Origin of the sequence: Pseudomonas sp. NFACC02, assembly GCF_900110765.1 — a bacterium.
GTDB lineage: Bacteria > Pseudomonadota > Gammaproteobacteria > Pseudomonadales > Pseudomonadaceae > Aquipseudomonas.
The window spans coordinates 141,944-156,373 of sequence record NZ_FOEO01000006.1; the positions used below are offsets into that span (position 1 = coordinate 141,944).

Annotated in this window: 8 protein-coding genes; 4 read left to right on the forward strand and 4 right to left on the reverse strand. The window is 60.5% G+C overall.

Annotated features, from left to right (window positions below; all coding sequences use genetic code 11):
• Positions 1-79 precede the first annotated feature (79 nt).
• From guaD to xdhA, 4 genes are all read right to left on the reverse strand, one after another.
• Positions 80-1,384, reverse strand: coding sequence for a guanine deaminase (gene guaD / locus BMY73_RS08030; RefSeq protein ID WP_092406372.1), 1,305 nt, complete (start codon positions 1,382-1,384; stop codon positions 80-82).
• An 18-nt stretch (positions 1,385-1,402) separates the two neighbouring features.
• Positions 1,403-2,257 carry a xanthine dehydrogenase accessory protein XdhC gene (xdhC, locus tag BMY73_RS08035; protein WP_092406272.1) on the reverse strand — a complete coding sequence of 285 codons (855 nt, stop codon included), beginning with the start codon at positions 2,255-2,257 and terminating at the stop codon, positions 1,403-1,405.
• A 95-nt stretch (positions 2,258-2,352) separates the two neighbouring features.
• Positions 2,353-4,770 (reverse strand): xanthine dehydrogenase molybdopterin binding subunit, encoded by a 2,418-nt coding sequence (gene xdhB / locus BMY73_RS08040; RefSeq protein ID WP_256571151.1) that lies wholly within the window; start codon positions 4,768-4,770, stop codon positions 2,353-2,355.
• Positions 4,763-6,232, reverse strand: coding sequence for a xanthine dehydrogenase small subunit (gene xdhA / locus BMY73_RS08045; RefSeq protein ID WP_092406274.1), 1,470 nt, complete (start codon positions 6,230-6,232; stop codon positions 4,763-4,765). Before xdhA ends, xdhB begins: the two co-directional genes overlap by 8 nt.
• A gap of 310 nt (positions 6,233-6,542) precedes the next feature.
• Between xdhA and BMY73_RS08050 the strand changes: the two genes are divergently transcribed.
• From BMY73_RS08050 to ligA, 4 genes are all read left to right on the forward strand, one after another.
• Positions 6,543-7,202 (forward strand): GntR family transcriptional regulator, encoded by a 660-nt coding sequence (locus BMY73_RS08050; RefSeq protein ID WP_062385877.1) that lies wholly within the window; start codon positions 6,543-6,545, stop codon positions 7,200-7,202.
• A 3-nt stretch (positions 7,203-7,205) separates the two neighbouring features.
• Entirely contained in the window at positions 7,206-10,694 is a 3,489-nt protein-coding gene (smc, locus tag BMY73_RS08055) for a chromosome segregation protein SMC (RefSeq protein WP_092406276.1), read from the forward strand.
• A gap of 264 nt (positions 10,695-10,958) precedes the next feature.
• The gene (gene zipA, locus BMY73_RS08060) at positions 10,959-11,816 is read left to right on the forward strand and encodes a cell division protein ZipA (RefSeq protein WP_062385874.1); all 858 of its coding nucleotides are present in this window, start codon (positions 10,959-10,961) and stop codon (positions 11,814-11,816) included.
• A 170-nt stretch (positions 11,817-11,986) separates the two neighbouring features.
• Positions 11,987-14,350 (forward strand): NAD-dependent DNA ligase LigA, encoded by a 2,364-nt coding sequence (gene ligA, locus BMY73_RS08065; RefSeq protein ID WP_092406278.1) that lies wholly within the window; start codon positions 11,987-11,989, stop codon positions 14,348-14,350.
• The last annotated feature ends 80 nt before the right edge of the window (positions 14,351-14,430 follow it).

Below are 14,430 nucleotides of genomic sequence, written 5' to 3' on the forward strand. Positions count from 1 at the left end.
CGCACTAAGTTCAGTTTGATCGTTCCCACGCTCCGCGTGGGAACGATCATCAGCGATCATCAATACGCCGCACCGTACATCAGCGCTGATGCACCAGAACCCCCGCCGAATAGGTCTCGCTGACTGTCCTGTCATCCCCCAGCGTCATCAGCACGAACAACTTCTCCTCGATACTGGTCGCCTGTTTCATGCGGTAGGACAGCAGCGGCGTGGCGTTGAAGTCCAGCACCACGAAGTCCGCCTCGGTGCCTGCGTTCAGGTTACCGATCCTGTCGTCCAGACGCAGTGCCCGCGCGCCGCCCAGGGTCGCCAGGTACAGCGATTTGAACGGGCTGAGCTTCGCGCCTTGCAGCTGCATCACCTTGTACGCCTCGTTCAGCGTCTGCAGGATCGAGAAGCTGGTGCCGCCCCCGACGTCGGTGCCCAGGCCGACATTGACCTTGTGCCGCTCGGCCATCGGCAGGTTGAACAGCCCGCTGCCCAGGAAGAAGTTGGACGTGGGGCAGAAGGCGATGGCCGAGCCGGTTTCCGCCAGGCGCTCGCATTCCTGATCGCACAGATGCACCCCGTGCGCGAACACTGAACGTTCGCCCAGCAGCTTGAAGTGGTCGTAGACGTCCAGGTAATTCTTGCGCTCAGGAAACAAGGCTTTGACCCACTCGACTTCCTTCAGGTTTTCACTGATGTGGGTCTGCATGTAGAGGTCCGGGTACTCGGTCAGCAGTTGGCCCGCAAGGGTGAGTTGCTCCGGGGTACTGGTGGGCGCAAAGCGCGGCGTGACCGCGTAGTGCAAGCGACCCTTGCCGTGCCAGCGCTCGATCAGCGCCTTGCTGTCGACATAGCTGGACTCGGCGGTGTCCACCAGATAATCCGGTGCGTTGCGGTCCATCATGACCTTGCCGGCGATCATGCGCAGATTCAGCTTCTCGGCAGCGGTGAAGAACGCGTCCACCGACTCCTTGTGACGGCTGCCAAACACCAGGGCGGTGGTGGTGCCGTTGCGCAGCAGTTCCTTGATGAAAATATCGGACACTTCAGCGGCGTGGACAGGATCTGCAAACTGCCGCTCCACCGGGAAGACATAGGTGTTGAGCCAGTCCAGCAACTGTTCGCCGTACGAGCCGACCATGCCGGTCTGCGGCAAATGGATGTGCGTGTCGATGAAGCCAGCGGTGATCAGTGCGTCCGTGTAGATCACCACGTCGACGTCGCTGGCGAGTGTGCCAAGCAGGTCTTTGGCGTGGCCAACGGCCTTGATCTTGCCGTCCTCGACCAGCATCAGGCCGTCTTCGAAATACTCGTAGGAGGCTTCGAGCGCCACCTCGGCCGGGTCGGCGATGCTGTGGACGATGGCGGCGCGGTAGGCTTTCTTTTCAATAGTCATCTGAGCATTCACTTTTATTCATTGAGCCTGGCGGCGTGAGACGGGCGTCAGCCTGGCAACGGGTTCAGCAGCCGGAGAGCCACTTTGCTTGCTGCTTTCCAGACCAAAGCAGGCGTTGTAGGTCGCGATCACTTCAGCGGCGACCGAGACCGCAATCTCCATCGGCAGCTTGCCTTTGACCTCGGCCAGGCCCATGGGGCAGCGCATGCGCTGTACCAGGGAGGGCGCGAAGCCGCGATCACGCAAGCGGTGTTCGAATTTTGCACGTTTGGTTTTCGAGCCGATCAGGCCAAACCAGGCGAAGTCGCCGCGCTTGAGGATCGCTGCGGTGAGCTCCAGGTCCAGTTGATGGTTGTGGGTCATGACGATGCAGTAACTGCCCGCGGGCAGGTTATCCACCTCGTCCACCACTTCGTCGTTGACGATCCGGGTGACGCCATGCGGCAGGTGCGCGGGGAATTCAGCTTCGCGCGAGTCAATCCAGCGCACCCGACAGGGCAGGCTGGCAAGCAGCGGCACCAGCGCGCGGCCGACATGGCCTGCGCCGAAGACGGCGATCTGCGCCTGTGGCTGCCCCATCGGCTCGAACAGCAAAACGTTCACGCCGCCGCAGCACTGGCCCAGGCTGGCGCCGAGGCTGAACCGCTCCAGACGCGTCTGCTGGCTGCCGCTGTCGAGCATTTCGCGGGCAATCGCCATCGCCTTGTATTCCAGATGCCCGCCGCCAATGGTGTCGTAGATCCGTTCGGCGCTGACCACCATTTTCGAGCCTGCATTGCGCGGCGTCGAGCCACGCTCCTCGATGATGGTCACCAGCACGCAGGGTTCTCCCTGAGCTTGCAGTTCGGCAAGGGCGCTGATCCAGTTGTTCATGTGTTTCTCCTGATCGCGTCAGGCGATCGAATTGATCGTACCCACGTCGAACCGTCTGCGTGGGCACGCTTCCTGTGACGCTCTGCGTCATGCCGTTAATCGACGCGGAGCGTCTCGGGCTGCATTCCCACGCGAAGCGTGGGGACGAGCTCCTGATCACGCTTCAACTGACGCATCTGCTCACATCCCCACAAAACACGCTCAGGCGTCGCCGGCGCGTCGATCTTCGGCTGATGCCTGTAATCACCCAGGCTTGCCACCGCGTCCTTGATTGCACACCACGCGGCGATGCCCAGCATGAACGGCGGCTCACCCACGGCTTTGGAATGGAACACTGTGTCTTCGGGGTTCTTGCGGTTTTCTACCAGTTTCACGCGCAAGTCTGCCGGCATGTCTGCCACCGCCGGGATCTTGTACCCGGCCGGGCCATTGGTCATCAGCTTGCCTTTGGCGTTCCACACCAGCTCTTCGGTGGTCAGCCAGCCCATGCCTTGAATGTAGCCGCCCTCGACCTGACCGATGTCGATCGCGGGATTCAGCGAGGCGCCGACATCATGCAGGATGTCGGTGCGCAGCATTTTGTACTCGCCGGTCAGCGTGTCGACGATCACCTCGGTACACGCCGCACCAAAGGCGAAGTAGTAAAACGGCCGACCGCGTGCCTGACTGCGGTCGTAGTAGATTTTGGGTGTCTTGTAATAGCCGGTGCTCGACAGCGACACCTGACCCATCCATGCCTGCTGCGCCAGCGTGTCGAAGCTGATCACCTGCTCGCCGACGCGCACATGGCCGTTGCGGAACTCAACCTGGGACGCCTCGCACTGATAGTGTTTTGCCGCGAACTCGATCAGCCGTTGCTTGAGGGTTTCCGCCGCATTCTGTGCCGCCTTGCCGTTCAGGTCCGCGCCGCTGGAGGCCGCGGTGGGCGAGGTGTTCGGCACTTTGTCGGTGTTGGTCGCGGTGATCTGCACGCGGTCGATGCTGACCTGGAACACTTCGGCCACGACTTGCGCGACCTTGGTGTTCAAGCCTTGGCCCATCTCGGTGCCGCCATGGTTCAAATGGATGCTGCCGTCGGTGTAGATGTGGATCAGCGCACCCGCCTGGTTGAGGAAGCTGGCGGTGAAGGAAATGCCGAATTTGACCGGGGTCAACGCCAGGCCTTTCTTCAGGATCGGGCTGTTGGCGTTGTAGGCCATGATCGCCTTGCGACGCTCGGCGTACTGGCTGCTTTCTTCCAGTTCGGCGGTCATCTCCTCGAGCAGGTTGTGCTCGACGGTCTGGTAGTAGTGGGTGACGTTGCGCTCGGTCTTGCCGTAATAGTTGGCCTTGCGCACGGCGAGCGGATCCTTGCCCAGATGCCGGGCAATCGCATCCATCACTTCCTCGATCGCGACCATACCTTGCGGACCGCCGAAGCCGCGATAGGCCGTGTTGGACGCGGTGTTGGTCTTGCAGCGATGGCCGTTGATGGTGGCGTCGCCCAGGTAGTACGAGTTGTCGGCGTGGAACATCGCCCGGTCGACGATCGAGGCCGACAGGTCAGGTGAATAGCCGCAGTTTCCCGCCAGATCGAGCTGAATCCCGTGCAGGCGACCGTCATTGTCGAAACCCACGTCGTACTCGACGTAGAACGGGTGGCGCTTGCCGGTCATCATCATGTCTTCGACGCGCGGCAGCCGCATCTTGGTCGGCTGACCGGTGAGGCGCGCGACCACTGCGCACAAACACGCAGGGCTCGCGGCCTGGGTTTCCTTGCCGCCAAAACCGCCACCCATGCGGCGCATGTCCACGACCACCTTGTTCATCGACACATCCAGCACTTCGGCGACGAGCTTCTGCACTTCGGTCGGGTTCTGCGTCGAGCAGTAGACGATCATGCCGCCGTCTTCGGTCGGCATCACCGAGGAGATTTGCGTCTCCAGGTAGAAGTGTTCCTGACCGCCGATGTGCAACGTGCCTTGAATGCGGTTCGGTGCAGTCTCCAGAGCGGTGGCTGAATCACCGCGCTGATGGGTATGGCTGTCGAGCACGAAATGCTTCTTGCGGTAGGCCTCGACCACGTCGAGCACCGGCTCCAGGTCCTCATATTCAATGATCGCGGCCATCGCCGCTTTACGTGCGGTTTCGTGGTCGCGAGCGGCAACGGCGATCACTGGCTGGCCGACGAACTCGACCGTGTCGATGGCGAGCAGCGGGTCGCCAGGCAGCAACGGGCCGATGTCTTTCAGGCCAGGGATGTCTTCGTGGGTAATTGCAATGCGTACACCCTCGAAGTCGTAGCAGGGCGAGACGTCAACGCTCACAATCCGCGCGTGCGCCCGATCGGACATTCGCGCATAGACGTGCAACTGATTAGGAAACTCCAGCCGGTCATCGATGTAGATCGCTTCGCCTGACACGTGCTTGTCGGCGCTGTCGTGCTTGACGCTGCGGCCGACGCCGGTGGTGAGGTCCTGCTGGAACAGGGCGACGAGTTCTTCCTGGGTTTTAGCGGGATGATGATTAGACATATGCAGTCACCCGAGTCTCGATGTGTGGCGTTTGCAGCTCGATGAAGTATTTGCGCAGCAGGTTCTGCGCGGTCAGCAGGCGGTATTCCTTGGTGGCGCGGAAATCCGAGAGGGGCGTGAAGTCCTTTTCCAGCGCCGCACAGGCACGCTCGACGGTGGCCGAGGTCCAGGGCTGACCGATCAACGCCTGTTCGCAGTTAGCGGCGCGTTTGGGAATCGCCGCCATGCCGCCGAATGCAGCGCGGGCGTCAACAATGGCGCCGTTCTCCACCTGCAGGCGAAAGGCTGCGCAGACGGCCGAGATGTCGTCATCCAGGCGTTTGGACACTTTATAAGCGCGGAATGCCTGTCTGGCGTTGGCTTTGGGCACGATGATCTTCTCGATGAACTCGCTTTCCTGACGCGCGGTCACGCGGTAATCGATGAAGTAATCTTCCAGTGCCAGGGTGCGAGACTTCTCGCCCTTACGCAGGACGATTTTCGCGCCTAATGCGATCAGCAGGGGAGGCGAGTCACCAATGGGCGAGGCATTGCCGATATTGCCGCCCAACGTGCCCTGATTGCGGATCTGCAGCGATGCAAAACGGTGCAGCAATTCGCCGAAATCCGGGTATTCACCGCTCAATGCTTCGTAGCAGTCGGTCAGCGCCGTGGCAGCACCGATCTCGATACGGTCGTCGAAGTGCTCGATCTTCTTCATGTCGGTGACATTGCCGACATAGATCATCACCGGTAATGGACGATGGAATTGCGTGACTTCCAGCGCCAGGTCGGTGCCGCCAGCCAGTAGGCGTGCCTGAGGGTACGAATCGTAGAGGTCAGCGAGGTCGGCGACGGTGAGCGGCACCAGGCAGCGTTTGTCGCCGCTGTTCAGTTCGGCGGTTTCCTTGGGCTTGATGGCTTTCAGGCGCGCCATGGTCTGTGCCTGCCGGGCGTCGAACTGGTCGGGCTGGCGCTGGCTGCAACTCTGTTCGGCAGCCGCGAGAATCGGACGATAACCGGTGCAGCGACAGAGATTGCCGGCCAGGGCCTCATGGGCCTGAGCGTGCTTGATTTGTGTCGAGTCCGTCGCATTGCTGTTCTTCTGCAAGGCAAACAACGACATCACGAAACCGGGTGTGCAGAAGCCGCATTGCGAACCGTGGCACTCGACCATGGCCTTCTGCACGCTATGCAGTTCGCCCTGGTGCTTGAGGTCTTCGACGCTGATCAGCTGTTTGCCATGCAGCGATGCAACGAAAGTCAGGCAGGAATTGAGGCTGCGGTAGCTCAGGTGATCCTGACCGTCTTCATCGGTGGTCAGCTCGCCCACCACCACGGTGCAGGCGCCGCAGTCACCGCTGGCGCAGCCTTCCTTGGTGCCGGACTTGTGTAAATGCTCACGCAGATAATTGAGCACCGTCATGTTGGGGTCCAGAGCATGCTCGGTTTTCAGCTCTTGGTTCAGCAAAAACTGGATCACGGGTCGCGCCTCGTCTTCTTGTAAGGGATGGCAATCTTGGAAAGGTGTAACGGAAGCTGTCATTGAACCTGTCGATGAATTTATCAGTTCTGACTATCGGGTCAATTTATTTCTGACCTTTAAGTCAAGAAAACGGCTTTTCCGGCGACGGGCCGATTAACGGCAACACGACCTTGCAATAAAACAATGTGGCGAGGCTCAAAGTTTTGCTTATTTCGTGCCAGTTTCCATGCACATGGCCCTGCGCCACAGGTATCCAGTGCGATACACTGCGCCGCTTGTGTGCAGCTATCGGGTTTGAAGGAAAGACATGACGTTCAAGGCACCGGACAGCCTCGCTGAGCAGATCGCTCATCACCTCGCCGAGCGGATCATTCGCGGCGAGCTCAAGCCAGGGGAGCGGATTCAGGAGCAGAAGGTCACTGCTGCACTCAACGTCAGCCGCGGCTCGGTGCGCGAAGCGCTGCTGATCCTCGAACGCCGTCACCTCATCGTGATCCTGCCGCGCCGGGGCGCGCAGGTGTCGGTGCTCACCCCGCACAACGTCACCAGCCTCTGCGCATTGATGAGCGAGCTGTACATTCTGCTCGGCCTCGCGGTGGCGAAAAGCTGGAAGGAAGAACTCGATCTGGCGCCTTTCCTGCAAATTCAGCAACGGTTGATCGCCAGTTGTGAGCGCGAGGACATAAAAAGCTTCGTCGAGGACAGCTTCAATGTGATGCGCGCGGCGTATCCGTTCGCGAACAATCCGTACCTGGAGGAGACCGTCGAGAACCTGCAGCCGTCCATGAGCCGCTTCTACTACCTCGCACTGGAACAGCGTCAGGCGGAAATGAGCGAATACCTGACCCTGTTCGGGCAGTTGCTCGAAGCGGTGGTCGCGCGCGATCTGGGGCGCATTCGAACCGTGCTGACCCGTTACGCCGAGCGCAGCTGCCAGTCCATCCTGTCTGCTTTGGCGGCCAACTGATCCATGCGCCTTAAATGCATCAGGCTGGCGGGGTTCAAATCGTTTGTCGACCCGACGACGGTGAACTTCCCCAGCAACATGGCGGCCGTGGTCGGCCCCAATGGATGCGGCAAATCCAACATCATCGACGCGGTGCGCTGGGTCATGGGCGAAAGCTCGGCCAAGAACTTGCGCGGCGAGTCGATGACCGATGTCATCTTCAATGGCTCCACCAGCCGTAAACCGGTCAGTCAGGCCAGCATCGAGCTGGTGTTCGACAACTCGGACAGCACCCTGGTCGGTGAGTACGCCAGCTATGCGGAGATTTCCATCCGCCGCAAAGTGACCCGCGACAGCCAGAACAGCTATTACCTGAACGGCACCAAGTGCCGTCGTCGCGACATCACCGACATCTTCCTCGGTACCGGCCTCGGCCCGCGTAGCTATTCGATCATCGAGCAGGGCATGATCTCCAAGCTGATCGAGGCCAAGCCTGAGGACCTGCGCAACTTCATCGAAGAAGCGGCCGGCATTTCCAAATACAAGGAACGCCGTCGCGACACCGAAAACCGTATTCGTCGCACCCACGAGAACCTTGCACGCCTGACCGACCTGCGCGACGAGCTGGGTCGTCAACTGGAGCGGCTGCAGCGTCAGGCGCAGGCCGCCGAAAAGTACCAGGAATACAAAGCCGAAGAGCGTCAGCTCAAGGCACAGCTGTCGGCGTTGCGTTGGCAGGCCCTGAACGAACAGGTCGCTCAACGCGAATCGATCATCGGCACTCAGGAAATCGGTTTCGAATCCCTGGTGGCCGATCAGCGCAGTGCCGATGCGTTGATCGAGCGTCTGCGTGACGGTCATCATGACCTGTCCGAGCGGTTCAACCTGGTGCAAGGCCGCTTCTATTCGGTGGGCGGTGATATCGCTCGCGTCGAGCAGAGCATTCAGCATGGCCAGCAGCGCTTGCGTCAGTTGCAGGACGACCTGCGCGAAGCCGAGCGGGCGCGACAGGAAACCGAATCGCACCTGGGCCATGACCGCACCTTGCTGGCGACCCTTGGCGAAGAGCTGGAAATGCTCGAGCCGGAACAGGAAATGACCCTGGCTGCCGCCGAGGAATCCGCCGCATCGCTGGAAGAGGCAGAAGCCTCGATGCACAGCTGGCAGGAAAAGTGGGACGCTTTCAACCTGACCTCCGCCGAGCCTCGGCGTCAGGCCGAAGTTCAACAATCGCGCATCCAGCAACTGGAAACCAGCATGGAGCGGCTGGCCGAGCGTCAGCGCCGTCTGGGCGAAGAACGCCAGTTGCTGGCCGCTGATCCTGAAGACGCCGCCATTCTTGAACTCAGCGAAGACCTCGCAGCACGCGAGATGACCTTCGAAGAACTGACGGCTGAAGAAGAACAACTGATCGAACGTCTTGAGCAACTGCGCCTCGAACTGCAACAGGCCACTCAATCGCAGCAGCAGGCGCAAGGTGATCTGCAACGCCTGAACGGGCGCATTGCCTCGCTGGAAGCTCTGCAACAGGCGGCGCTCGATCCCGGCACCGGCACCGCTGAGTGGCTGCGCGATCAGCAGCTCAACGAGCGCCCGCGTCTGGCCGAGGGCCTGCGCGTCGAAGCGGGTTGGGAACTGGCAGTGGAAACCGTGCTCGGTGCCGATTTGCACGCGGTCTTGGTGGACGACTTCTCAGGGCTCGATCTCGCCGGTTTCAATCAGGGCGATTTACGCCTGGTGAGTCCGGCAACTGACAGCACGCGCGTTCCCGGTAGCCTGCTGGAGAAAGTGGAAACCCATGTCGACCTGACCCATTGGCTGGGGCAGGTCAGGCCGGTCGAAACCCTGGACGATGCACTGTCACTGCGTGCGCAACTGGGTGCCGGACAGAGCCTGATCAGCCGTGACGGCTATTGGGTCGGCCGGGATTTTCTGCGGGTTCGTCGTGCCAGCGAAGCCGAGAGCGGCGTACTGGCGCGGGGGCAGGAGCTGCAGCGCCTGGAGCTTGAGCGTGAAGAGCGCGAAGCGACCCTGGCGGCGCTGGAAGAACACCTGCTGGCGCAGCGCGAGCAGCAACGTGTGCAGGAAGGCAATCGCGAACAGTTGCGTCGTCGCCTGCAGGACGAAACCCGTCAGCAAAGCGAACTCAAGGCGCAACTGTCGGCAGCCAAAGCCAAGGTTGAGCAATTGACCTTGCGCCGCACGCGGCTGGATGAAGAACTCACCGAACTGGGCGAGCAGCGCGCCATTGAGCAGGAGAGTCTCGGTGAGTCACGCCTGCACTTGCAGGAAGCCCTCGACAGCATGGCGCTGGACACCGAGCAGCGTGAGTTGCTGCTGGCCCAGCGCGACAGCCTGCGTGAACGGCTCGACCGGGTGCGTCAGGAGGCACGTCAGCACAAGGACCACGCCAACCAGTTGGCCGTGCGGCTCAGCTCGCTGCGTGCACAGCACGACTCCACGCGTCAGGCGCTGGAGCGCCTTGAAATGCAGTCCGAGCGCCTGACCGAAAAGCGCGAGCAGTTGAACCTCAACCTGGAGGAGGGCGAGGCGCCTCTCGAGGAACTGCGCCTGAAACTCGAAGAGTTACTGGAAAAGCGTATGGTCGTCGACGATGAAATGCGCACCGCGAAAAACGCGCTCGAAGACGCCGACCGTGAGCTGCGCGATGCCGAGAAACGTCGGACCCAGGCCGAGCAGCAGTCACAATTGTTGCGCGGACAACTGGAACAGCAGCGTCTTGAATGGCAGTCACTGACGGTGCGCCGCAAGGCGTTGCAGGAGCAACTGCATGAAGACGGCTACGATCTGAATGGCGTCCTGGCAACGCTGACACCCGAGGCCAGCGAGAAAGAAGCCGAGGAAGAACTGGGGCGTATCGACGCCCGTATCCAGCGTCTGGGGGCCATCAACCTGGCGGCCATCGACGAGTACCAGCAGCAATCCGAGCGCAAGCGCTACCTGGACGCTCAGGACGCCGACCTGGTGGAAGCGCTGGAAACGCTGGAAAACGTCATCCGCAAGATCGACAAAGAAACGCGTAATCGCTTCAAAGAGACCTTTGATCAGATAAACAGCGGAATTCAGGCACTTTTTCCAAAAGTTTTCGGTGGCGGCAGCGCTTACTTGGAACTGACGGGCGAAGATTTACTCGATACAGGGGTGACGATCATGGCGCGCCCCCCGGGCAAGAAGAACAGCACGATCCATTTGCTGTCCGGTGGCGAAAAAGCCCTGACCGCATTGGCGCTGGTTTTTGCCATTTTCAAACTCAACCCGGCACCGTTCTGCATGCTCGACGAAGTCGATGCGCCGCTGGACGACGCCAACGTGGGCCGCTATGCCCGACTGGTCAAGGAGATGTCGCAAACCGTGCAGTTCATCTACATCACCCACAACAAGATCGCCATGGAAATGGCCGATCAACTGATGGGCGTCACCATGCATGAGCCAGGGTGTTCGCGCCTTGTGGCCGTTGACGTAGAGGAGGCGATGGCGCTGGTGGATGCGTAGCGGACTGCGATGTGGTCGAACAGATTGAAGACGGAAAAGTGACGCTCTGAGCGCTCGGCACAGGAAGAACGGTCGCAGCGGTACAGATGCTTGCCGCATGCAGATGTAACAGACGGTGTAAAGTTACCTTTGGTCGTGCTAGCTTAATGTCCACTTTTTCATTTGGCGTGGGTAAAAGGCCATTCAGAACATAGAGTTGGCTCCACGTTTTAAAGGGGTTTACGCCCTTAATTTTCAGAATTTTCATTAGAGGCACGGGATTACATGGAAATCGGTCTGCGAGAGTGGCTGATCGTCATCGGCATCATTGTCATTGCCGGTATTCTTTTTGACGGCTGGCGCCGGATGCGCGGCGGTAAAGGCAAGTTGAAATTCAGGCTGGACCGCAGCTTCTCGAACCTGCCGGACGACGAAGAAGGCTCGTCCGCCGAGGTGTTGGGCCCTGCACGAGTCCTTGAAACCCATAAAGAACCGCAGCTCGACGAGCACGACCTGCCCGCCATGAGCGCGGCCCGTGAGCGGCCCGAACGTCCCGAGCGCGAAAGCAAACGCAACAAGCGTAAGGATGAGCCGCAGCAGGGTGACCTGAATCTGGAAGCCGATGGGCCGAGCCTGTTCAGCGCCCGGGATGACGACTTTCCGGACGACAAGCCGCCTCAGCGCATCACCGAAGACAAGGATCTGCCCCCGGTCGAAGAGGTGCTGGTCATCAGCGTCATTTCCCGCGACGAAAGCGGCTTCAAAGGCCCTGCGTTGCTGCAGAACATTCTGGAAAGCGGCCTGCGCTTTGGCGAAATGGACATTTTTCACCGCCACGAGAGCATGGCCGGCAACGGTGAAGTGCTGTTCTCGATGGCCAACGCGGTCAAACCTGGCGTGTTCGATCTGGACGACATCGATCATTTCAGCACCCGTGCGGTGAGCTTCTTCCTGGGGCTGCCAGGTCCGCGCCATCCGAAGCAGGCCTTCGATGTGATGGTGGCCGCTGCTCGCAAGCTGGCCCACGAGTTGAACGGTGAATTGAAGGACGATCAGCGCAGTGTCATGACCGCGCAGACCATCGAGCATTATCGCCAGCGCATCGTCGAATTCGAGCGTCGCGCGTTGACTCAGCGTCGTTGATTGCGAACGACGCAGCTTCTAATTGTAGGAGCGCGCTTGCCCGCGATGACTTTCTGTCAGTTGGCCTTTAGGGTTCTGACACACCTGATCGCCGGCAAGCGCTCCTACAGGTTGATGCAACATCAGATGAGCAGCTCCGGCTGCTCTTTTGCATTCTGAGAGAACACCGTATGAAAGCCGCCGAAACCCGGATCCTGGAACTGCGCGCAGAGCTGGACCTTCACAACTACCGCTACCACGTACTCGACGAGCCGAGCATTCCGGACGTTGAATACGACCGCCTGTTTCATGAGCTCAAGGCGCTGGAAGCCGACAATCCGCATCTGGTGACGCCGGATTCGCCCACTCAGCGGGTTGGCAGCGCGGCGCTGTCGGCGTTCACCCAGGTCCGTCACGAGATTCCCATGCTCAGCCTGGGCAACGCGTTCGAAGAGGCCGATATGCGGGAGTTCGATCGGCGTGTCACCGAGGGCCTCGATCTGCCGGTGGGGGATCTGTTCGGCGCTGGGGCGAAGGTCGAATACAGCTGCGAACCAAAGCTCGACGGCCTGGCGGTCAGCCTGCTGTACCAGAACGGCGCGTTGGTGCGTGGCGCTACGCGCGGCGACGGCACGACCGGCGAAGACATCAGCGTCAACGTGCGCACCGTGCGCAATATTCCGCTCAAGCTGCACGGCGAAGGCTGGCCGGAAACCCTCGAAGTGCGTGGCGAGGTGTTCATGTCCAAAGCGGGCTTCGAGCGCCTCAACGAAAGCCAGCTGGAAGTCGGCGGCAAGACCTTCGCCAACCCACGTAACGCTGCTGCTGGCAGTCTGCGCCAACTGGACTCGAAGATCACCGCCAACCGGCCGCTGGAGTTCTGCTGCTATGGCATCGGTCAGGTGTCGCACGACATTTCCGACACCCACATTGGAAACCTGAAACAGTTGAAGGCGTGGGGCATGCCGATCAGTCGCGAATTGAAAGTGGCTGTCGGCATCGAGGATTGCCTGAAGTACTACCACGACATCGGCGAGCGTCGGTTGTCGCTGCCGTATGAAATCGACGGCGTGGTGTTCAAGGTCAACAGCATCGCCGCACAGCGCGAGCTGGGTTTCCGCGCGCGCGAGCCACGCTGGGCCATCGCGCACAAATTCCCGGCCATGGAAGAGCTCACCGAGCTGCTCGACGTGGAATTTCAGGTCGGTCGTACCGGCGCAGTCACCCCGGTCGCGCGCCTGAAGCCGGTCAAGGTCGCTGGCGTCACGGTCGCCAATGCCACGCTGCATAACATGGATGAAGTGGCGCGTTTGGGCCTGATGATCGGTGACACCGTGATCATCCGCCGTGCCGGTGACGTGATTCCACAAGTCGTGCAGGTGGTGATGGAACGTCGCCCTGACCACGCGCGCAAGGTCGAGATCCCGCAGACCTGCCCGGTGTGCGGCTCGCAGGTCGAGCGCACGCAACTGATCAAGCGCAGTAAAGGCAAGGAAACCGTCAGCGAGGGCGCGGTGTATCGCTGCGTCGGGCGTCTGGCGTGTGGCGCGCAGCTCAAGCAGGCGATCATCCATTACGTATCGCGTCGTGCCATGGACATCGAAGGCCTGGGCGACAAGACCATCGAGCAACTGGTGGATGAAAAACTCATTGGTTCGCCTGCAGACCTCTACAAGCTCGAATATGAGCAGATCATCGATCTGGAAGGCTTCGCCGATGTTTCCACCAAGAAGCTGTTAAAGGCCATTAACGACAGCAAGACGCCGACGCTGGCGCGTTTTATCTACGCGTTGGGCATTCCCGATGTGGGCGAGGAGACCGCCAAGGTGCTGGCGCGTTCGTTGGGGTCGCTGGACAGGGTCAAAGTCGCGTTGCCTGAAGTGCTGACGTACCTGCCGGACATCGGCCTTGAAGTGGCGCACGAGATTCACAGCTTCTTTGAAGACGACCACAACCAGAACGTCATCGGCGCGCTGTTGGGCGAGTGTGGAATGGAACTGCAGGACACCGGCGATCTAGGCGCCGAGTTCGCTGCCAGCGCGACCCTTGGCGGCATGCTCGACAAGCTCAACATTCCGTCGATAGGGCCGGGGGGCGCACAGAAACTGGCAGACAAGTTCGGCACCCTGGAAGGCGTGGTCAAGGCCGACTGGCTGGACATGCGCCAGACGTTGCCGGAAAAGCAGGCGCAGTCCGTCAGGGCGTTCTTCGATGTGCCGGAAAACGCCGAGCGAGCGTTGAAGATCGAACAGCAGCTCAAAGACTTCGGCATGCACTGGCAGAGTGAGAAGAAGGTGGTCGAAGGCTTGCCGCTGACCGGGCAGACCTGGGTGCTGACGGGCTCGCTGGAACTCATGAGTCGCGATGTTGCCAAGGAAAAGCTCGAAAGCCTCGGCGCCAAGGTGTCAGGCTCCGTCTCAGCAAAGACCTACACGGTAGTCGCAGGGCCGGGGGCGGGCTCCAAATTGACCAAGGCCAACGAGCTGGGGTTGAAGGTGCTGGATGAAGAAGCGTTTGTGGCGTTCTTGAAGGGGCATAATGTCACTGTCGATTGACACTGCCGGGTGAGACGGTGGGTCAGTCACTGTTGAGGGTGCTGACCCACCGCATTCGCCAGCAAGCCGGCTCCCACGGT